Here is a 19,922-nt window from a genome sequence, read left to right as displayed (position 1 = left end):
ACGAGAAAGTACGCCGGTCCATTTAATTCAAAGACCCCGGCAAAAACCTTGCCCAAGGCCGCTCAACACACGCAGCCCCTGGCCTGGACGCCACAGCTGAAGCCATGATGATCCAGCCCCTGGGCTGCATAAAATCTTGTCAAAACACTACAAATCCCAGTTGCAGCGTTACGAATCCTGTTCGATTTCGTTGAACTCGCAATACTCTTCCCACGCCATCCCCAGCGCCTCGGCAACCTCGCGATGCACCTCAAGGCGCAGGGCCGCAAGCTCCTCGTCGGACTCGGCAATCAGTTGCAAGGTCAGCTCCCAGGGTTCGACCCCCTGCTCCTGCGCGGCATCCTCGAAGGCCCAGAGGACCTGCTGAGCCTGCTCGTGCTCGCTGAGCCCGGCAATTTCCTCACGCATCTGCGGGTTGGCGTCCAGATAGCGCTGCAAGGCTACAGCCTGACGTTCTGGTGAAATCATGGTGTTTTTCCTTTTCGCAACCGGACCCCCGACTGCTGTTTCAACCGGCTGAAATTTATCAGCTTTTCGTCGATTGTCACCAGGCCGTCAAAACATGCATGAATAATCCACCCCGATTGTCGGAAATTTCATGAACAATGGGGGGTGGGCCGTTGTCTAGGAATAGCTTGCCCACTAAGCTAGCAACGTGCCACATCGTTAATACGATTCATTATCGCTTGGCACCTCCTGCAAAATCACAGCGCCAATGCAAGGAAGTACCCGTGCTGATCAAACTCATCTCTGGCTGTTGCCTGGCACTTTGCTGTTCCCTCGTCAGCGCTACAGTGCTGCAAACCTCCTTCGATCAAGACGCCCGCTACTCGATCGTGAGCGTGTCGGGTGATCCCTCCCAGCGCACTGTAATCACCCAGCGTGTCGGCATCAGCGGGACCAGCTACAGTGCCCGCCAGTTCGATTGCAGCGCACGCACAGTACGCTTCATGGGCTCGGGAGCTTCGCTGGAGGACCTTCAGGACGCCGAGGCCGACAACGAGCTCACTCCGATCTTCAAAGGCTCACTGTCCAGAGCCATCAGCCAGGTAGTCTGCGACGAAAGCGTGCAAGCAGGCACTGCGGCAGCTGGGCCGCTCGGCAAATCCGCTCACGGCCAGCCGGTGACCAGCATTTCTCAATAACAATGATTATCAATTGATAATCATTCTCGCTATAATGGGCGTCCGTTCCGCTTTACGCCGGCCACGCACCCGATGGACACCCGCCCCGCTACACCTGCACTGAATACGTGCCTGAGCACCCTGTACAACGACCATCACAATTGGCTGCACCGATGGCTACGCAACCGTATCGGCTGCCCGGAGCATGCCGCCGACATTGCCCACGATACCTTCCTGAGCATCCTCGGCTCCAAAGACCTGTTCAGGATCCGCGAACCCCGCTCGTTTCTCTCGACCGTGGCGCGGCGACTGATGGCCAATGTCTATCGCCGCCGCCTGGTCGAGCAGGCGTACCTGGAAACACTGGCCAGCCTGCCTGAAGCAGTTGAACCGTCACCCGAAGTCCGCGTGCTGGCACTTGAAGCCCTGACCCTGCTCGATCGCATGCTCGACGCCCTGCCGGCCAAGGTCCGCGAAGCCTTCTTACTGTCGCACCTGCAGGGCCTGAAGATCGCCGAAATCGCCGAACGCCTGCAGGTCAGCAGCCGCTCGGTAAAGCTGTACCTGGTGCGGGCCAACCAGCATTGCTTTTTTGCTGACCAGCCATGACCCCCTCCCCCTTTAACCCGCGTACTACTCGCGAAGCCGCACAGTGGCTCACCGAAACCATGGAAGGCGCACTCAGCCCCGAGCAGCAGCGGGCGCTTGAGCAGTGGCGCGCCGCCCATCCGGACAACGAACGTGCCTGGCTGCACATCGAGGCCCTGCGTCGACGCATGGCCGGGCTGGAGCCACATGCCGGCTACCAGAGCCTTTCCCGGGGCAGCCAGGGCCGCAGTCGCCGGCAAGCGCTCAAGGCACTGGCGGTGCTCGGCCTGTTCGGCTGCGCCGGGCAACTGGCCTATCGCAACGTCTGGCAGCCGGGCCCGGAACTGACCTACCGCAATGGTGCCAGCGCCCCACAACACATCGAGCTGGAAGACGGCAGCCAATTGACCCTCGACGCAAGTACCGAAATCGCCGTGCTGTTCGACAGCCGCCAGCGGCGCGTGCAACTGCTCGCCGGGCGCCTGTTGATCCGCAGTGGCCACCCTTCGAACGCCGATCAACGCCCGTTAAGCGTTTACACCGTACATGGCCAGGTACGGGCATTAGGGACGCGTTTTAGTGTCGAGCTGCAAGAGCCAGCCACGCAGGTCGAGCTGTTCGACGGTGCAGTCGAGGTGCAGGCGCGGCAATCACCCGCCAACCCCCTGCGCCTGGCTCCCGGGCAGCGCGCGCGCTTCACCCCGACCCGCATCGAACCGGCCACCGGCACCTCGGCCGAGCCGGCCTGGAGCAAGGGCTTGCTGGTGGCCGACAACATGCGCCTGGATGCCTTTGTCGAGCAACTCAGCCGCTACCGGCCTGGCCTGTTGCGCTGCAGCGACGAGATCGCTGCGTTGCGTATCTCCGGCGTTTATCCGCTGGCCGACACCGATGCGGTGCTCGACGCCCTGCCCCTGTCATTGTCCGTGCAGGTGCTGCGGCGCTCACGCTACTGGGTTACGTTGAGTCAGCGCTAGACGCCACTTACGGCGCCAGCTCAATGCTCACCTGGTGGTGTTTACCCGCCGTTACCCGTACCTGCGCACCAAACATCTGGGCAATGCGCTGCTCGCTGAGCACCTGGGCCGGCGCGCCGCTGGCGCAAAGCCGGCCGCCTTCGAGCAGCCAAAGGCGGTCGCAGTAGCGCGCAGCCAGGTTCAGGTCGTGTAACACACAGACCACGGCAATACGCGGCGAACGGGTCAGCGTGCGCAACACCCGCATGAGGTTCTGCTGCTGGCCGATATCCAGGGCGCTGGTGGGTTCGTCCAGCAACAGCAGGCAGCCGCGACCATCGTCCCAGGCGTCAGTCAGCGGGCTGATTGCCAATTGGTTCATGGCCCGGGCAATGGTTACCCGCTGCAGCTCGCCGCCAGACAGCGACAACACTCCCCGGCCAAGCAAGTGACGGACATCCAGCGCATCGATAATGCCCGGGCACGGCTCGCCAGGGTGCTGCTGACCGAGACGAATGAATTCTTCGACCCGCCAATCGAAAGCACTGTCCATCTGCTGCGTCACCAGCGCGCGCCGGCGCGCCAGTTGCCCGGGCAAATAAGCGGGCAACGCTCGACCGAGCAACTCGACCTGCCCGCCCGCCGGTTGCAGGTAACCGGATATCAACGACAACAGCGTGCTTTTGCCCGCGCCATTGGGGCCGATCAACCCAAGAAGCTCACCTGCCCTTATCTGTTCGCTGAACGGCGCCAGGGCAAACGGCTGCTCCAGGCTGACATTGATCAGTTCAAGCATGTCAAAACTCCCGCACCTTGCGACCGAGTAACAACCAGAGAAAGTACGGCCCACCAATAATGCTGGTGACCAGGCCGACGGGAATTTCTGCCGGGCTGGTAAGACTGCGTGCCAGGGTATCGGCGACCAGCAACAGGATCGCGCCGCAGAGCATCGACGCAGGAATCAGCAAACGGTGGCCGGGGCCGAAATACAGGCGCAGGCAATGCGGCACCAGCAGGCCGATAAACCCGATGATGCCGCTCAGCGCCACGCACAGCCCCACACCCAGCGACGAAGCCAGCACCACACGGTTTTTCAACCGGTCGCCATCCAGCCCGGCGGCGTGCGCAGACACCTCGCCCAGCTGAAACAAGTCCAGATCGCCCGCGCAGCGCGCCAGCGCCCACAAGCTCAGGGGCAAGACCAGGGCGGCCACCGATACGCTCGACCACTCGGCGCTGCTCAGGCTACCCATGCCCCACAAGCTCAGCTGGCGCAACTGCTCTTCGCTGGCGACAAAGGTGAGGATGCCGCCCAGGGCACCGGTCAGGGTGTTGATGACCAAGCCGGCCAGCAACAAGGTGATGGTCGACTCGCGCCCTTTGTAGCCGCGGCCAATACGAAAAATCACCAGGGTCACCAGCAACGCGCCAATAAAGCCTGCGAAAAACTGCCCATAAAGCTCCAGCCCGGCAAAGCGGCCGTTGAACAGTACGACCCAGATCGACACCGCCAGCCCGGCGCCGCTGGCCTGGCCGAGCAGGGTCGGGTCGGCCAGCGGGTTGCGAAACAGGCCTTGCATCGCCGTGCCGCCCACCGCCAGGGTCGAGCCCACCAGCACTGCCAGCAGCAGACGCGGCAGGCGCACTTCGCTCCAGACCTGCCACTCCAGGGCGGTGGGCAGATCACCGAACACAATCCGTGGCGACAAGCCGATACTACCGACCAGCGAACACACCACCAGCAGGGCGCACAGCCCTGCCAGCATCAGCATCAGTATCGGCAGCGAGACGCTGCTTGCGCGCCTCATGGAAACAGCGCTCCTGCGTCCTGGCGTAGCTGCAGCATGGCCTGCACCGTGCGCGGCCCGAGGTTGAGCAGCGCCTGGTCATCGACCTGCACCAAGCGCCGATGCTGTCCGGCCGGGGTATGGGCCAGGCCGCCCAGTTTCCACAGGTTGTCTTCACCCCCAAGTGCCGCCAGCCCGGCGCGGCTGACGATGACGAAATCCGGCGCCAGCGACACCATGGCTTCAGCCGCCACTTGCTTGTAGGCATTGAAGGTCGCGCAGTTTTCGATCCCCGCCTGCGCCAGTGCCGCCTGAGCTTCGGTGCCTTGCCCCATGATCAGCGGCGTCATGCCGGCATGATTGAAAATGAACAGCGCCTTCGCTCCTTTGAGCGCCGGCGTCTTGGCCAACTGCCCAGCCAACTGTCGCTGCTCATCAAGCAACGGTTGCGCCTGCGCCTGTAGGTTCATGGCCGCCGCCACCTGCTCGATCTTTGCCGGGATATCGCCGACACCCTTGCCGCGGGCAATGCTCAGCACTTCAAGCCCCAGGCCGCTCAACTGGCGCAGCACGATAGCCGGACGGGCAGCATCGCTGATCAGCAGCCGTTGCGGCTTGAGCGCCAGCACCCCTTCTGCCGAGAGCTGGCGCATGTACCCCACCGACGGCAGGTTGGCGATGGCCTGCGCAAAGCGACTGGAATCATCGCGCCCGACCAGGCGCGAAGTACCGCCCAGGCGCTCGACAATTTCCGCCAGGTCGTTGCCGATCACCAGCGTATCGGCGGTTTCGGCCTGCACGGTCATGACCGCACAGGCCGCCAGCACGCCAAGCAGCAAAGCCTTCATCGCGCCGCCTCCAGGGCATCCAGCCACTCACGCCAGGCCGGTTGTTCAGGCTGCCCCGCCGGACGACGAGCAAAGACCTGGACAATCAGACGCTGCTCGGCATCAAAAAACTCGAGGCTGGTGACGCCGCCGACCTGGTTCGGTTTGTAAACCCGCCAGATCTGCGCATCCGGCGCATCGGCGATCCTGAAGCAGGTAGCCGCCGCCTGGTCACTGGCGGGCATGTCAAACAGCAGCTCGGCGCCCGACTCGCTCACACCCGTCAGCCGGCCGGTAAAGATCTGCACGCTACCGGCGCTGTAGACGAACAGCATCAGCTCCAGCGCGCTGGCGGCCAGCTCACGGAACATCGCCACCGGGCTGGTCTGCGAAAGTTGCCGGGCAAAATCCGGGGCGACCAGGGCGTTACCTTCGTAACGGGTCAGGCCGTGGCGCTTGAGCAGGGCAAAGTGCTCATGGACATTGGCCATCGCCGCCCATTCCTCAACAAGGCCGGGCACCTGCAGATCACGCTTGCTGAACGAAGGCGGCTCGCTGAAAACTGCCGGCTTGTCGATGCACTGCTCATACAGTCCTGCCCAGCCGGCCATCGACGACTGCTCGGTCGAGGCCAGGCGCAGCAGCACTTTGCCGTGGCGATCGAAGACACTCAGGCGGTAGCCACCGGCATCATGAGCCATGCCGATCCAGTACCAGGCACGCAGATTCAAGCGCAGGTCCAGGCCGTCCTCGCCAATCACCAACCCCGCTTCGCTGATATCGTCGGATTGCGGATAACGCCCCAGTTGTTCGATCACGGCATGGTTAGCCGGCGTACACGTGCGCACCAGGTCCAGGCTATGCAGCTGTGCGGCTACCTCCACAGCGGGCAGGTCCAGGCACAGCGGGTTTAATCCGCTTTCAGTCAGTTCAGTCATGGCTAATTCCTTGTAATGAAGGCTTCAATGGGCGGGCTGGTCGCAACCACCCGCGTCGGTAACCAGGGCGGCGCCCTCGGCATCCGCGCTCGGCAACATCCAGACGTAGTCGGCGTCGCTGGCGCTCAGGCGATGATCCTGCTCAGCGATCACCAGTACTTTCAGCCCCGGGTCACTCGCCCCTTGCCCCAGGTATTGCGGGGCGCCCAGGCTTTTGAGCGTGTGCAGCACACCCGCCAATAGCAGTCGCGGCGCCTGGGCGTTATCGAGCACCTGCGCCATGCGCTGATCGCGGGCGTGCTGGATCGCCAGCATTGCATTCATGCGCGCGGCATCGATCTGCCCGCAGTGCATCTGCTTGATCTGCTGGCGTTGGCGGGCGGCGATGGCGGGCGACGGGAACAGACCGTCGGGGTTGGCTGGCGCTGTTGCCATCAGACGCTTGCGCTCGGCGCCCGCCAGGTTGCCGGCCAGCAGTGCCGCTGGCGCTGGCATCAGCGCTGCCATCAGCGTGCCGTATTGCTCCCAGCTCCAGCGCGGGTCCCAATGGATGATCTGTTGCAGGCGCTGGCTACGCACCTGGTTGCCCTGGCCCAGCCAGGCCTGGACTTCGGCGACCGGGCGCTGCTGGTCGCTGTCGAGCATTTCCAGGACCACCGCCCCCTGGGGCCGGCGCTTGGCCAGGTGGGTCGCCAGCCATTGCTCGATCAGATGATGGGCGAAGTTGTCGTGCACTTCGCCGACCATCACCGTGTGCGCTGGCGCCAGCTCATCAAGCAGTTGCGTCGGCGAAACCTGCTTGCCACTGCCCAACTCGATGATCGCGCCCCATTCGGGAATACGGCTTTCGACCCGGGTGTAGGCGCTGTCGGCCACCGGCGCATTGACGCTGGCGCAACCGACGAGCAGCGCCAGCCCTGCCCCTATAAAAGAAGACTTGAACATGAAGGGTCCTGTCAGTATTCGAGGGTGAAGCCGAACGAGGTGGTGCGGCCACGGCCGTTGCCCTGGTCCATCACCGCCGACATCAGGTAGTCCACCGAGGCGCTGTTGTTGTAGACCTTGTTGCCGACGTTCTCGACGTTGAAGAACAGGCTCAGGTTGTCCTGCACCCGGTAGCTGCCGTACAGGTCCCAGATCACCCCGGTGGAGTTGGATTTTTTCGTCTCGTACCAGTCCCAGCTGGTTTCCGACGGGCCGGCGTACTCGCCACGGGCGCCCAGCACCAGGCGTTCGTCAAACCAGCGGGTGCCAAGGTCGAGGGTCCAGAAACGGTCCGGCTGACTGTTGATGTCTTCCAGCTCGATGCCGGAGGTGGTCGGCGACTTGGTCGTGGCCTTGGTCCACGACAGATTGGCGTAGAAGAAGCCGGCGTCGTAGCGCCCTTCCAGCTCATAGCCGCTCATGCGCACTTCTTCCGGCCAGTTGACCCAGTTCATCTTCGCCGACTCTTCGCCGTCGTCATCAAGGATGTCGAACGACTGCGGGGTGATGTAGCCATCGATCTTGCTGATAAAGCGGTTGATCTTCAGTTGCCCGTAGTCGTCGTTGCTGAACAGCCCGGCGCGGCTGAAATTGACCCCGAACTCGTAGTTGGTCGAACGTTCCTGACGCAGGAACGGGTTGGCGCCAACACCATCGGCGTCGCTGGCATCGGCCTCGAGCGGCACTTTTTCGAAGAACATTTCCTGCACCCGCGGCGCCCGCGAGGTGCGCGACCAGCTGCTGTAGAGCTGCATCCAGTCATAAGGCTTGACTGCAAAGCCCACCCGCGGGTTGAAGCTGTGTTCACGCCGGGTGATATCCACGTCACCGCCATCGATGCCGCGGCACTGGCCAATGATCGAGCACTTGGGCACATGGCCGCTGACCTTGTAGCCGTCATAGTGGCCGGCCAGGGTCAGGGCATAGATGTCGTAGTTGAATTCCAGGGTGCTGAACAGGCTATGGGTAGCCTGCTTGCCTTCGGGGTTGGCGCCGCGTTTCTCCGGGGTCTGGGCAACGAAGTCGTCGGTGTAGTAACGCGCGCCATTGCTCCAACTCGCCTCCACCGGCCCAAGATTGAAACGACTGACGTTGGTCAGGTCAAAGCCGTGGGCGTCGTCGCGGGTTTTGCGGCCAATGTAGTGGGACTCTTCTACCGGCGGGTACTCAAGCTCGGTCTTGTTCTGGTAGGCATTGACCGTGAGGTTCACCCATTCGCTGTAGGGCGTGTAGGCGTACTTGGCGCGATAGGTCTCGTTGTCCAGTTGCCAGGGGTAGTTGTGATAGAACTCGTTGCGGTACTTCACCCCGCTCAGGTCAAGGCGGTGCATGTCGTTGGGCTGCAGGCGCAGCTTGAGCAAGCCGGAGCGTGGGTTCTGCTTGGTGGTGTCGTATTCGTTGGACTGGCCGTTGGTGGTCTTGTACTCGCCGGTCTGGGTGCTGCTCACCGCGGCGACCAGACCGTAGACACCCTCGACATCTTCCGGACGGGTGCGGGCACCGGCGGCAAACATGCGGGTGTTGCCGTAGCCGTTGTTACCGGTGCGATAAGTCGTGCGCAGGCCTACACGGTGGTCTGGTTTGACAATGTCATCGATATCGAAGGTACGAAAGTTCGCCGAGCCGCCCAGGGTGTTGGCACCTTCGGCGCCGTCCACCGAACCACGCTGTACATCGACCCCGGCCAGCAGGTTGGCGTCGACAAAGGCCATCGGCCCACCCGAGCCGTGGCCGGCATTATTGCGAAAGGTCTGGGTGACGCCATCGATCATGGTGTTGACCCGGCCCAGGCCGGCCAGGCCACGAATGTTTACCGACACCCCCGGCTGGCTGCGCGAGTGCAAGGTGTAAGTACCGGGTATCGAGCGCACCACACTGTTGAGGTCCTGGCGCTCGGCATGCACTTCCCGGCTGCTCTGGATTGCCCCGGGCCGCTCGGCCAGGGCGCCGACCATGGTCGGCCCGACTTCAAGCGCGCTGTCGCTGCGTTCGTGCATGCGCAGCACGTAGGTATGATCCTTGAGCCGCTCAACCCACAGGCCAGTGCCCATCAGCAGCAGGTCGAAAGCCTCCTTGAGGGTGTACTCGCCGCTCAGGCCCTGGGTGCTGCGGTTCTCGCTGAGTTGCGGATCGAAGGTGAGGATCACCCCAGTAGCGGTGGCCAACTGGTTCAAGGCCGGCGCCAACTGCCCTGGCGCAATTTCATAATGCTTGCGCAGCGGCGCCTGCTGGGTCGCGCCTCTTTCAGCGGCATTGGCCAACGACCAGGCGCTGCTGCCGCCCGCCAAAGCCAGTGCGGTCAGCGCACTGCAGGCAATCTTGCGTGCAGCGTTTTTGTTGTTTGGCTGCAGCCGCTGAACGGCGGCCGGCTGTGTGCTCTTCACGAGGCGCTCCCTTGCAGATTGAAATGATCTTGTAGGAGAGGTCACGCGAGGGAAGCAAAAAGGGAAATGAAAATCAGTTCCATCTGAAACTATTTTCTATTTGACCGGAAACCAGCAGGCAGGAGTCAAATCCCGGAAACGAAAAAAGCCGCACAAGGCGGCTTTTTCGAGGCTTTCTCGCGCTTCAGTGAAGGGCGGTGAAAGCTTGGATGGTGCGGACGAAGAGACTCGAACTCTTACAGCTTGCGCCGCTGGAACCTAAATCCAGTGTGTCTACCAATTTCACCACGTCCGCATGAAGCGTTTAAAACAAAGGCGCCGGATTTTCATCGGGCGCCTTTGGGAATATGGGGTGGACGATGGGAATCGAACCCACGACCACAGGAATCACAATCCTGCGCTCTACCAACTGAGCTACGTCCACCATATTGCATGTGCCGCTTTGCACCTGTCAAAGCTGCTTTTGAAACATTCACGCGCTTCAGCGAAGGGCGGTGAAACGTTGGATGGTGCGGACGAAGAGACTCGAACTCTTACAGCTTGCGCCGCTGGAACCTAAATCCAGTGTGTCTACCAATTTCACCACGTCCGCATGACGCTTTTAAAGCAAAGGCGCCAGACTTTCATCAGGCGCCTTTTGGAATATGGGGTGGACGATGGGAATCGAACCCACGACCACAGGAATCACAATCCTGCGCTCTACCAACTGAGCTACGTCCACCATATTGCAGTTACCGCTTTACTTGTGCCAAAGCTGCCGATTGGCGCACCCGGCAGGACTCGAACCTGCGACCATCCGCTTAGAAGGCGGATGCTCTATCCAGCTGAGCTACGGGCGCATATTTAATCTGCTTTCTGTGACGATTACAAATTAACTTTTAGCCGTACCGAACAAGCTAAAAAATCTGCTCATTCTGCCTGACCTTGCTAACCAGTGCTAGGCTCTGCCCGACAAGTGCGACGAATCTTATAGACGAGTGGAAAAGTCGTCAACAGTTTTCTAAAAAAAATTCATTTTATTTAAGGGCTTAGGGCAATTGCCGGACCAAGCGCCTTTGCCCTCGGGCCCCTTCATGCGAGAATGCGCGCTCTTTTTATTCCCTCTCGATGGTTAATCACGCGTCATGACTGCACACCTTATCGACGGCAAGGCGATCGCCGCCAGCCTGCGCCAGCAGATCGCCCAACGTGTCGTGGAGCGTCGCCAGCAAGGCCTGCGTACGCCTGGCCTGGCGGTGATCCTGGTCGGCACCGACCCCGCTTCTCAAGTCTATGTCTCGCACAAGCGCAAGGATTGCGAAGAGGTCGGCTTCAACTCCCAGGCCTTCGACCTGCCCAGCGATACCACGCAGCAAGCCCTGACCGAGCTGATCGATCGCCTCAATGACGACCCGAAAATCGATGGCATCCTCCTGCAACTGCCATTGCCGGCGCACCTGGATGCCTCGCTGCTGCTCGAGCGCATTCGCCCCGACAAGGACGTCGATGGTTTCCATCCGTATAACGTCGGCCGCCTGGCCCAGCGTATCCCGCTGCTGCGCCCGTGCACGCCAAAAGGCATCATGGCCCTGCTCGAAAGCACCGGCCAGGACCTGTACGGCATGAACGCGGTGGTCGTTGGCGCCTCCAACATCGTTGGCCGGCCGATGGCCATGGAACTGCTGCTGGCCGGTTGCACCGTGACCGTCACCCACCGCTTCACCAAGGATCTGGCCGGCCACGTCGGCCGCGCCGACCTGGTGGTAGTGGCTGCTGGCAAGCCGGGCCTGGTCAAGGGTGAGTGGATCAAGGAAGGCGCGATCGTCATCGACGTCGGCATCAACCGCCAGGAAGATGGCAAGCTGGTGGGCGATGTGGTCTACGAGACCGCCCTGCCCCGCGCCGGCTGGATCACCCCGGTACCGGGTGGCGTCGGGCCGATGACCCGCGCCTGCCTGCTGGAAAACACCCTGTATGCGGCCGAAGAGCTGCATAAGTAAGTGCTGATGGCGGGATAAAAAACGGCACCTGTGAAGGTGCCGTTTTTTTGTGCCTGTGTGGTTACTTGCGCGCAGCCTCCCAGGATTTGAGCAGCTCGCTGTAGCTCACGGTCTCGCCCTGGGGCTTCTCGTTGGCCAGTTTCGGCTTCGGCGCACCGGGCTGATCAAACCAGTACTGGGCATCTTTCTCGGGATTGAGCTTCGGCGCACAGGTGGCCTGGGCCTTGGAACGCTCCAGACGAGCAAGGATCGCGTCCTGATCCTTGGCCAGGCCGTCGAGCGCCTGTTGCGGGGTTTTCTCGCCACTGGCCGCCTCGGCAATGTGGCTCCACCACAGCTGAGCCAGGCGCGGGTAATCCGGCACGTTGGTGCCGGTCGGGGTCCATTGCACCCGCGCCGGGCTGCGGTAGAACTCCACCAGGCCGCCGAGCTTGGGCGCAAGGTCAGTCATGGCCTGGGAATTGATATCAGACTCGCGGATCGGCGTCAGGCCGACGATGGTCTTTTTCAGCGAGACGGTCTTGGAGGTGACGAACTGGGCGTACAGCCAGGCCGCCAGGCGTTGCTTCTCCGGGGTCGACTTGAGGAAGGTCCAGGAGCCGGCGTCCTGATAACCCAGCTTCATGCCCTCCTCCCAATATGGCCCTTTGGGCGACGGCGCCATGCGCCACTTCGGCGTGCCGTCGGCGTTCATCACCGGCAGGCCCGGCTTGGTCATGTCGGCGGTAAAGGCTGTGTACCAGAAGATCTGCTGGGCGATATTGCCCTGGGACGGTACCGGCCCGGACTCGGAGAAGGTCATGCCCTGGGCCTCGGGCGGTGCATAGGCGCGCATCCAGTCGACATATTTTTGCGTGGCATACACCGCCGCCGGGCCGTTGGTATCGCCGCCACGGGTGACACTAGAGCCGACCGGGTGGCAGTCCTCGACGCGAATCCCCCATTCGTCCACCGGCAGGCCATTGGGCAAGCCCTTGTCGCCGCCGCCGGCCATGGAGAACCAGGCGTCGGTGAAGCGCCAGCCCAGTGACGGGTCTTTCTTGCCGTAGTCCATGTGCCCGTAGACACGCTTGCCGTCGATTTCCTTGACGTCCTCGCTGAAAAACTTGGCGATGTCTTCATAGGCCGACCAGTTCACCGGCACGCCCAGTTCGTAGCCGTACTTTTCCTTGAACTTGGCCTTGAGGTCGGGGCGGTCGAACCAGTCGGCGCGGAACCAGTAGAGGTTGGCGAACTGCTGGTCGGGCAGTTGGTAGACCTTGCCGTCCGGCGCGGTGGTGAAGGAGATGCCGATAAAGTCCTTGAGGTCCAGGGTTGGCGAGGTGTAGTCCTTGCCTTCATTGGCCATCAGGTCAGTGATCGACTCAGTCTTGCCGTAGCGGAAATGGGTACCGATCAAGTCGGAATCATTGACCCAGCCGTCGTAGATGTTCTTGTCCGACTGCATCTGCGTCTGCAGTTTTTCTACCACGTCACCTTCTTGCAGCAGGTCGTGGGTCAGCTTGATCCCGGTGATCTCGCTGAAGGCCTTGGCCAGCACCTTGGACTCGTATTCATGGGTGGCGATGGTTTCCGACACCACGTTGATCTTCATCCCGCGAAACGGCTCGGAAGCCTTGATGAACCACTTCAACTCTTCGAGCTGCTGCTCGGGAGTCAGGGTCGAAGGCTTGAACTCGCTGCCGATCCATTTTTTCGCGGCATCTTCGTAGGCATCGCCCCAGGCGCTGGCGTGAAAGCTGCCCAGCACCAGCAGGGCTGCCAGGGTCAAATGTCGCCGGTTCTTGTTGTTGTCGAACATTGTGATCTCCCGATTGAGTATTTTCACCCAGGCGCGCCGATTGCCCTCGGCTACCCCCAGCGCATCACCACCAACAGCCAGGCCAGGGACAGCAGCGAGGCCACCCACAGGTTCCAGTCGCTGAGCCCGATTACCAGCAAATGCAAGTAAGCGCTGCCCAGCAAAGCAATGAACAGCCGGTCGCCACGGGTGGTGGCAATCGGCAGAAAGCCGCGACGCTCGACGCATGGCCGGCGCAGCTCGTACACCGTCATGCCCAGCAGCAACAGGCCGATCGCGGCGAAGAAGATCGCCGTCGGCAGGGTCCAGGCCATCCAGTCCATAGCGCGCTCCTCAGACCCGGCCCAGGGCAAAGCCCTTGGCCACATGGTTGCGGACAAACCAGATCACCAGCATGCCCGGCAGAATGGTCAATACCCCGGCGGCGGCCAGCACGCCCCAGTCGATCCCCGAGGCCGACACCGTGCGGGTCATTACCGCGGCAATCGGCTTGGCGTTCACCGAGGTCAGGGTGCGCGCCAGCAGCAATTCGACCCAGGAAAACATGAAGCAGAAAAACGCCGTGACGCCGATGCCGGAGCCAATCAGCGGGACGAAGATCTTCACGAAGAACCGCGGGAAGCTATAGCCATCGATGTAGGCGGTTTCGTCAATCTCCTTGGGCACCCCGGACATGAAGCCCTCAAGGATCCACACCGCCAACGGCACGTTGAACAGACAGTGGGCCAGGGCCACGGCAATGTGCGTATCGAACAGGCCAATGGAGGAATACAGCTGGAAGAATGGCAGCAGGAACACCGCCGGCGGTGCCATGCGGTTGGTCAGCAGCCAGAAGAACAGGTGCTTGTCGCCCAGAAACCGGTAGCGCGAAAAGGCATAGGCGGCCGGCAAGGCCACGCTCAGCGAGATCACTGTGTTCAGGCACACGTAGTACAGCGAGTTGATGTAGCCGCTGTACCAACTGGGGTCGGTGAAGATCACCCGGTAGTTGTCGAAGGTGAAGTTCTGCGGCCACAGGGTCAGGCCGCCGAGGATCTCGGTGTTGCTCTTGAACGACATGTTCAGCAGCCAGTAGATCGGCACCAGCAGGAACAGAATGTACAGCAGCAGCGCCAGCGTCTTGCGCAGGTTCATGGGCGGCCCCTACTGTTTGTCGGCGTGGGTCATGGCGGTATAGAACAGCCACGACACCAGCAGGATGATCAGGAAGTACACCAGCGAGAACGCCGCCGCCGGACCCAGGTCGAACTGCCCCACGGCCATCTGCGTCAGGGTCTGGCTGAGGAAAGTGGTGGCATTGCCAGGCCCGCCACCGGTGAGCACGAACGGCTCGGTGTAGATCATGAAGCTGTCCATGAAGCGCAGCATCACCGCGATCAACAGCACGTTCTTCATCTTCGGCAACTGGATATGCCGGAACACTGCCCAGGCCGAAGCGCGGTCGATGCGCGCCGCCTGGTAATAGACATCGGGGATTGCGCGCAAGCCGGAGTAACACAGCAGCGCAACCAGCGAAGTCCAGTGCCAGACATCCATCACCAGCACTGTGACCCAGGCGTCCATGGTGTTGGCGGCGTAGTTGTAGCTAATGCCCAGCTGGTTGAGCGAAGCGCCCAGCAGGCCAATGTCGGCGCGGCCGAAAATCTGCCAGATGGTGCCGACCACGTTCCACGGGATCAGCAGCGGAATGGCCATGACGATCAGGCACAGCGACGACCAACGGCCCTTGGTCGGCATGGTCAGGGCGATGGCGATGCCCAGGGGGATTTCGATCAGCAGCACGCAGGCCGAATAGATGAACTGGCGCAACAGCGAGTCGTGCAGGCGCGGATCCTGCAGCACCTGGCGGTACCAGTCGGCGCCGACGAAGTAGCGACTGGACTGGTCGAAAATGTCCTGCACCGAGTAGTTGACCACGGTCATCATCGGCACCACAGCGCTGAACGCCACCAGCAGGAACACCGGCAGCACCAGCCACCAGGCCTTGTTGTTGGGCACTTTGTTCATGGCCGGGCCTCCAGCAGTACGTCATCGGCATAGAGCATCAGCCACTGCGCCGGAAAACTGATCCAGGCCTGGCCCTCGGGCAGCGTGCGGTCCTCGCCCAGGCGCACTTTGAGCGGCACGCCTTGCAGGTCGAGGCTGAGAATCTTGTAGGTACCCAGGTCTTCGACATCCACCACCCGGGCGCTGAAGCCTTCGTCGAACGGGGTGTCCCAGACCTGGACGAATTCCGGGCGGATGCCCACTTGCAGGCGCACGGCACTGGTCGCAGCCAGGCGCGCCTGCAACTCCAGCGGCAACGCCAGGTGAATGCCGGCGAAGCCGACGCCACCAGGCTGCACCTGCACCGGGATCAGGTTCATCCCCGGGCTGCCGATGAAATAGCCGACGAAGGTATGGCGCGGACGCTCGAACAACTCGCGCGGGGTGCCGAACTGGACGATCTGGCCGCCATACATCACCGCGATCTTGTCGGCGAAGGTCGAGGCTTCGAGCTGATCGTGGGTGACGTAGATCATGGTGATATTGAACTGCTCGTGGATCTGCTTGAGCTTGCGCCGCAGCTTCCACTTAAGGTGCGGGTCGATCACCGTCAGCGGCTCGTCAAAGAGGATCGCCGAGACGTCGTCGCGCACCAGCCCACGGCCCATGGAGACCTTCTGCTTTTCATCGGCGCTAAGGTTGCGGGCTTTTTTCTTCAGCAGGTTGCCGAGATCGAGCACCTCGGCGATCTCGGCCACCTTGCTGGCAATGCGCGCTTCATCCAGGCCCTGGTTGCGCAGCGGGAAGGCCAGATTGTCGAACACTGTCATGGTGTCGTAGACCACCGGAAACTGAAACACCTGGGCGATGTTGCGCGCCTGTGGCGACAGTTCGTTGACCACCTTGCCATCGAACAGTACCTGGCCGTGGGACGGGCTGAGCAACCCGGAAATGATATTGAGCAAGGTCGACTTGCCGCACCCCGATGGGCCGAGCAAGGCGTAGGCGCCGCCCTGCTCCCAGACATGTTCAAGCTCACGCAAGGCATAGTCGTCCGCACCCTGGGGGGCACGGCTGTAGCTATGGGCCAGCTGCTGCAGACGAATCTCGGCCATCAGACGACCCTCGTTTCACGCAAGCCCGGGGCCTGCACCAGTTGCCCGGCGGGGTCGAAGACGAACAGCTTGTGGGTGGGGATGAACACCCGGATCGGCGCATCGACGTGGTACTCGTGCACCCCTGGCAAGTGCAGGACCAGGCGAAAGTGCTCGTTGCGCACATGCAGGAAGGTTTCCGAGCCGCTGATTTCGGCCAGCTCCACCAGCACCGCCAGCTCCAGGTCATCGTCGTTGGACGGCACCAGGCTGATATGGCTCGGGCGCACGCCAAAGCGGTAGTCGCCATCGCCGATGCGGCGCAGGTCGGCGTTCATGGCGAAATGCACAGCACCGGCAAAACTCACTTCGTTGCCGTTGATACGCCCGGGCATCAGGTTGATCGGCGGTTCGGAAAACAGCTCGGCGGCCAGCACCGTGCGCGGCTGGTGGTAAACCTGAGCAGTGGGCCCGCTCTGGACGATGCGCCCTTCATGGAGGATGGTGGTGGTGCCGCCCAGGGCCAGGGCCTCGTTGGGTTCGGTGGTGGCGTACACGGCAATGCAGTGGCGCGCGGCGAACAGCTCGCGCATCTCCTGGCGCAGCTCTTCGCGCAGCTTGTAGTCAAGGTTCACCAGCGGCTCGTCGAAGAGGATCAGTTCGGCATCCTTGACCAGTGCCCGGGCCATGGCCGTGCGTTGCTGCTGGCCACCGGAAAGCTCCAGCGGCAAGCGCTGCAGATACGGTTCGATACGCAGCATCTGCGCGGTCTGCTGGACCTTCTCGCGGATCAGCGCTTCGGCCATGCGCGCCTGGCGCAAGGGCGAGGCGATGTTCTCGAACACGCTCAGGGTCGGGTAATTGATGAACTGCTGATAGACCATCGACACGTTGCGCTGGCGCACCGGCCGGCCGGTGACATCCTCGCCATTCATCAGCACCCGGCCGCGGTCTGGCCGATCAAGCCCGGCCATCAGGCGCATAAGGCTGGTCTTGCCGGCCAGGGTGCGGCCGAGCAGCACATTGAACGAGCCGGGTTCGAAGCGCAGGCAGGCATCGTCGATGCACAGCTGGTTATCCACGGTACGGCTGACATGCTCAAGGGTGAGCGACATGGCGCGGCCTTCTTGTTGTTAGCGGACAGGCGCCTGCTATAGAGCGAGATTCATGCCAGCGCTGGCCAAGCCATTGTCGGCAAAGGACTTTCAGTAGATTGTGGCTTTGCCAAGGTTCACTCCTGAACACAAATGAACAACCTTCACTGCACGGTTGAACAGCCGCGGCATTGACAATGAACAGGACTGAACAACACTGGATCACACAAAAACAACAACACTGCCGCCGGCAGAGGACGGGCCCATGGCCGCATCCACCAGCGCCCATGCGCAACTGATCCAGGCGTCCTGGCAGCGCTGCCGCGCCTACGGCCTGGACCACCAGTCGCAACCGCAGTTCGGCGACGCATCTACTGTGCAGGTCAGCGAGCTGCTCGAACGCCAGCACTCGCTGCTGGGCACCACTCGCGACGAGGTGCTGCCGCAGTACGCGCACCTGCTGGGTAACTCCAGCTACCTGATCATGCTCAGCGACGATCACGGCCAGTTGCTCGATGCCTGGGGCACCCGGCGCTTTATCGACCCGCGCCAGCGCCACGGCTTTGTCGCCGGTGCCTGCTGGCGCGAGCAAGGGGTGGGCACCAACGCCATCGGCACAGCCCTGGCCACCGGCGAGGCGGTGCATGTCAGCCAGGACGAACACTTCCTCAAGCTCAACCGCTTCATGGCCAGCGCCGCCGCGCCGCTGTTCGATGCCGAGCGCCAGCTGATCGGCGTGCTCGATGCGTCCAGCGACAGCTACCTGCCGACGGCGCAAACTCAGGGCCTGGTACGGATGATGAGCCAGAGCCTGGAGAACCGCCTGATCCTGGCGCGTTTTGCCGGGCACTACCAACAGCTGAGCTTCAACACCGGGGCCAACAACCTCGACAGCCAATGGGCCGGGCTGCTGGTGTTCGATGTCCAGGGCCGGGTGCTGGCGGCCAACCGTCGGGCCGACAGTCTGCTTGGGCAGAACCCACTGCAACTGAACCTGGAGCAGTTGTTCCGCACGCCGCTGGCGCAACTGTTGGCCCACCGGGCTGACCAGCCATTTGCGCTGCAGGTGGCCGGGCGCAACCGCTTCCACTGCTTGCTGCATGCCCCCACAGCATCACCCACAGCAGCGCTCAACCGCCCGCAACCAAGCTGCGATCCGCGTATCGACAAGGCCCTGCGCCAGGCCGGGTTGCTGCTGGAAAAAGACATCCCGCTGTTGATCGAGGGCGAAACCGGCGCCGGCAAGGAGGTCTTTGTCACCGCCCTGCACCGCGCCAGTAGCCGCGCCACGCAGCCATTGATTGCGGTGAACTGCGCGGCAATTCCGGCCGAGCTGGTCGAGTCGGAGCTGTTCGGCTACGAGAAAGGCGCGTTCACCGGCGCCCACCACAAGGGCAACATCGGCCTGATCCGCAAGGCCGACCATGGCATTTTGTTTCTCGACGAAATCGGCGACATGCCGCTGCCCACCCAGGCACGCCTGCTGCGCTTTCTGCAAACCCGCAGCATCCAGCCACTGGGCAGCGGCGAACCGACGCCGGTGGATATCCGCGTGGTCTCGGCGACCAACCACAACCTCGCCGAACAGGTGCGCCTGGGTCATTTTCGCCAGGACCTGTACTACCGCATCGCCGGCCTGAGCCTGATGCTGCCACCGCTGCGCGAACGCAGCGACCGCCTGGCCCTGATCGAACAGCTCCACCAGCAGTACCGCGAACCGGGGGCACCGACGCAATTGCCCGGCAAAGTGCTGGAACTGCTGCTTCAGCATCCCTGGCCGGGCAACCTGCGACAACTGGCCAGCGTGCTGCAGGTGGCCCTGGCGTTGGCCGGCGAACGGCCGATTGCCGTGGAGCACCTGCCCGACAGTTTCTTTGCCGACCTGCCTGAGGCCAAGCCCGCCGCGCCAGTGCTGGCCACGCCGGCAAACACTGACGATCTCGGCCAGCGCCTGCGTGCCCTCAATGGCAATATCTCGGCCCTGGCCCGGGCCCTCGGCATCAGCCGCACCACCCTGTACAAGCGCCTGCACACCCAGGGCCATGCCGGCGCAGTTGACGAACGCCTGGGCTGATGGTCAGATGCCTGCCAGTTTCAGGTGCCTGCCGCCGCCGTGCGTCAGGTGAAACGGGAAGCCGGTGCGTCGTTATCGACCAGTCCGGCGCTGCCCCCGCAACGGTAAGCGAGTGAAGCATTCAACACGCCACTGTGCCCACAGGCACGGGAAGGCGAATGACTTTACGCCTCGCAAGCCCGGAGACCGGCCTGAAGCCCCACGACTGCATGCAGTCAATTAGGCAAACCTGCGGAGGGCGGGCACGAGCCGGCTGCCTGGCGCGTGTTGGCCGGGGCCCTCCTGTGCGCTTCGCGAATATTTTTC

At 62.4% G+C, this 19,922-nt stretch carries 18 protein-coding genes, 5 tRNA genes and 1 riboswitch; of the genes, 5 read left to right on the top strand and 18 right to left on the bottom strand.

Annotated features, from left to right (window positions below; all coding sequences use genetic code 11):
- Positions 1 to 168 precede the first annotated feature (168 nt).
- Positions 169 to 468, bottom strand: a complete 300-nt coding sequence (locus LOY34_RS08875; protein ID WP_195883451.1) for a DUF6388 family protein — start codon at positions 466 to 468, stop codon at positions 169 to 171.
- Positions 469 to 731: 263 nt separating this feature from the next.
- Here LOY34_RS08875 and LOY34_RS08870 point away from each other — a divergent pair, with 263 nt between their 5' ends.
- The 3 genes from LOY34_RS08870 to LOY34_RS08860 all read left to right on the top strand — a co-directional run bounded on the left by LOY34_RS08870 (position 732) and on the right by LOY34_RS08860 (position 2,689).
- Positions 732 to 1,145 (top strand): hypothetical protein, encoded by a 414-nt coding sequence (locus LOY34_RS08870; protein WP_195883450.1) that lies wholly within the window; start codon positions 732 to 734, stop codon positions 1,143 to 1,145.
- Positions 1,146 to 1,217: 72 nt separating this feature from the next.
- Complete coding sequence (locus tag LOY34_RS08865; protein ID WP_195883449.1) at positions 1,218 to 1,733, top strand: sigma-70 family RNA polymerase sigma factor; 516 nt, start codon at positions 1,218 to 1,220, stop codon at positions 1,731 to 1,733.
- Entirely contained in the window at positions 1,730 to 2,689 is a 960-nt protein-coding gene (locus LOY34_RS08860) for a FecR domain-containing protein (RefSeq protein WP_195883448.1), read from the top strand. The genes LOY34_RS08865 and LOY34_RS08860 overlap by 4 nt, the downstream gene beginning before the upstream one ends.
- Positions 2,690 to 2,696: 7 nt before the next feature.
- On the opposite strand, the gene LOY34_RS08855 is transcribed toward LOY34_RS08860, so the two are convergent.
- From LOY34_RS08855 to LOY34_RS08805, 11 genes are all read right to left on the bottom strand, one after another.
- A complete protein-coding gene (locus LOY34_RS08855) occupies positions 2,697 to 3,464 on the bottom strand; it encodes an ATP-binding cassette domain-containing protein (protein ID WP_195883447.1) in 768 nt (255 codons plus the stop codon).
- 1 nt (position 3,465) lies between these two features.
- Entirely contained in the window at positions 3,466 to 4,476 is a 1,011-nt protein-coding gene (locus LOY34_RS08850) for an iron ABC transporter permease (RefSeq protein WP_195883446.1), read from the bottom strand.
- Positions 4,473 to 5,303 carry a hemin ABC transporter substrate-binding protein gene (locus LOY34_RS08845; protein WP_195883445.1) on the bottom strand — a complete coding sequence of 277 codons (831 nt, stop codon included), beginning with the start codon at positions 5,301 to 5,303 and terminating at the stop codon, positions 4,473 to 4,475. The genes LOY34_RS08850 and LOY34_RS08845 overlap by 4 nt, the downstream gene beginning before the upstream one ends.
- Complete coding sequence (locus LOY34_RS08840; RefSeq protein WP_195883444.1) at positions 5,300 to 6,220, bottom strand: ChuX/HutX family heme-like substrate-binding protein; 921 nt, start codon at positions 6,218 to 6,220, stop codon at positions 5,300 to 5,302. The genes LOY34_RS08845 and LOY34_RS08840 overlap by 4 nt, the downstream gene beginning before the upstream one ends.
- 24 nt (positions 6,221 to 6,244) lie before the next feature.
- On the bottom strand, positions 6,245 to 7,165 hold the full coding sequence (locus tag LOY34_RS08835) for a ChaN family lipoprotein (protein ID WP_195883443.1): 921 nt from the start codon (positions 7,163 to 7,165) through the stop codon (positions 6,245 to 6,247).
- Positions 7,166 to 7,176: 11 nt separating this feature from the next.
- Complete coding sequence (locus LOY34_RS08830) at positions 7,177 to 9,588, bottom strand: TonB-dependent receptor (protein WP_195883442.1); 2,412 nt, start codon at positions 9,586 to 9,588, stop codon at positions 7,177 to 7,179.
- A gap of 210 nt (positions 9,589 to 9,798) precedes the next feature.
- Positions 9,799 to 9,883: transfer RNA gene (locus LOY34_RS08825), tRNA-Leu, on the bottom strand.
- A gap of 53 nt (positions 9,884 to 9,936) precedes the next feature.
- A tRNA-His gene (locus tag LOY34_RS08820) sits at positions 9,937 to 10,012 on the bottom strand.
- A gap of 83 nt (positions 10,013 to 10,095) precedes the next feature.
- Positions 10,096 to 10,180, bottom strand: a tRNA-Leu gene (locus LOY34_RS08815).
- Positions 10,181 to 10,233: 53 nt separating this feature from the next.
- A tRNA-His gene (locus LOY34_RS08810) sits at positions 10,234 to 10,309 on the bottom strand.
- 41 nt (positions 10,310 to 10,350) lie between these two features.
- Positions 10,351 to 10,427 (bottom strand) — tRNA-Arg (locus LOY34_RS08805).
- Between the two features lie 285 nt (positions 10,428 to 10,712).
- On the opposite strand from LOY34_RS08805, the gene folD reads away from it, so the two are divergent.
- Positions 10,713 to 11,567 (top strand): bifunctional methylenetetrahydrofolate dehydrogenase/methenyltetrahydrofolate cyclohydrolase FolD, encoded by an 855-nt coding sequence (folD, locus tag LOY34_RS08800; protein WP_195883441.1) that lies wholly within the window; start codon positions 10,713 to 10,715, stop codon positions 11,565 to 11,567.
- Positions 11,568 to 11,628: 61 nt separating this feature from the next.
- On the opposite strand, the gene LOY34_RS08795 is transcribed toward folD, so the two are convergent.
- Genes LOY34_RS08795 through LOY34_RS08770 form a run of 6 tightly spaced genes read right to left on the bottom strand, consistent with a single transcriptional unit; the run spans position 11,629 to position 17,563 of the window.
- The gene (locus LOY34_RS08795; RefSeq protein WP_195883440.1) at positions 11,629 to 13,368 is read right to left on the bottom strand and encodes an ABC transporter substrate-binding protein; all 1,740 of its coding nucleotides are present in this window, start codon (positions 13,366 to 13,368) and stop codon (positions 11,629 to 11,631) included.
- Between the two features lie 50 nt (positions 13,369 to 13,418).
- The gene (locus LOY34_RS08790; protein ID WP_045202145.1) at positions 13,419 to 13,691 is read right to left on the bottom strand and encodes a DUF2160 domain-containing protein; all 273 of its coding nucleotides are present in this window, start codon (positions 13,689 to 13,691) and stop codon (positions 13,419 to 13,421) included.
- Between the two features lie 10 nt (positions 13,692 to 13,701).
- On the bottom strand, positions 13,702 to 14,502 hold the full coding sequence (locus LOY34_RS08785) for a carbohydrate ABC transporter permease (protein WP_045202146.1): 801 nt from the start codon (positions 14,500 to 14,502) through the stop codon (positions 13,702 to 13,704).
- A gap of 9 nt (positions 14,503 to 14,511) precedes the next feature.
- Positions 14,512 to 15,375, bottom strand: coding sequence for a carbohydrate ABC transporter permease (locus tag LOY34_RS08780; RefSeq protein ID WP_045202147.1), 864 nt, complete (start codon positions 15,373 to 15,375; stop codon positions 14,512 to 14,514).
- Complete coding sequence (locus LOY34_RS08775) at positions 15,372 to 16,469, bottom strand: ABC transporter ATP-binding protein (protein WP_093385287.1); 1,098 nt, start codon at positions 16,467 to 16,469, stop codon at positions 15,372 to 15,374. Before LOY34_RS08775 ends, LOY34_RS08780 begins: the two co-directional genes overlap by 4 nt.
- Positions 16,469 to 17,563, bottom strand: a complete 1,095-nt coding sequence (locus tag LOY34_RS08770) for an ABC transporter ATP-binding protein (protein WP_258664583.1) — start codon at positions 17,561 to 17,563, stop codon at positions 16,469 to 16,471. Before LOY34_RS08770 ends, LOY34_RS08775 begins: the two co-directional genes overlap by 1 nt.
- A 244-nt stretch (positions 17,564 to 17,807) precedes the next feature.
- On the opposite strand from LOY34_RS08770, the gene LOY34_RS08765 reads away from it, so the two are divergent.
- Entirely contained in the window at positions 17,808 to 19,616 is a 1,809-nt protein-coding gene (locus LOY34_RS08765) for a sigma-54-dependent Fis family transcriptional regulator (RefSeq protein ID WP_258664578.1), read from the top strand.
- Between the two features lie 5 nt (positions 19,617 to 19,621).
- Positions 19,622 to 19,826: riboswitch (cobalamin riboswitch) on the top strand.
- Positions 19,827 to 19,922: the final 96 nt, after the last annotated feature.

It is taken from the genome of Pseudomonas sp. B21-009, from assembly GCF_024749345.1.
Classification (GTDB): domain Bacteria; phylum Pseudomonadota; class Gammaproteobacteria; order Pseudomonadales; family Pseudomonadaceae; genus Aquipseudomonas.
This window is presented reverse-complemented; position numbering and strand designations above follow the sequence as displayed.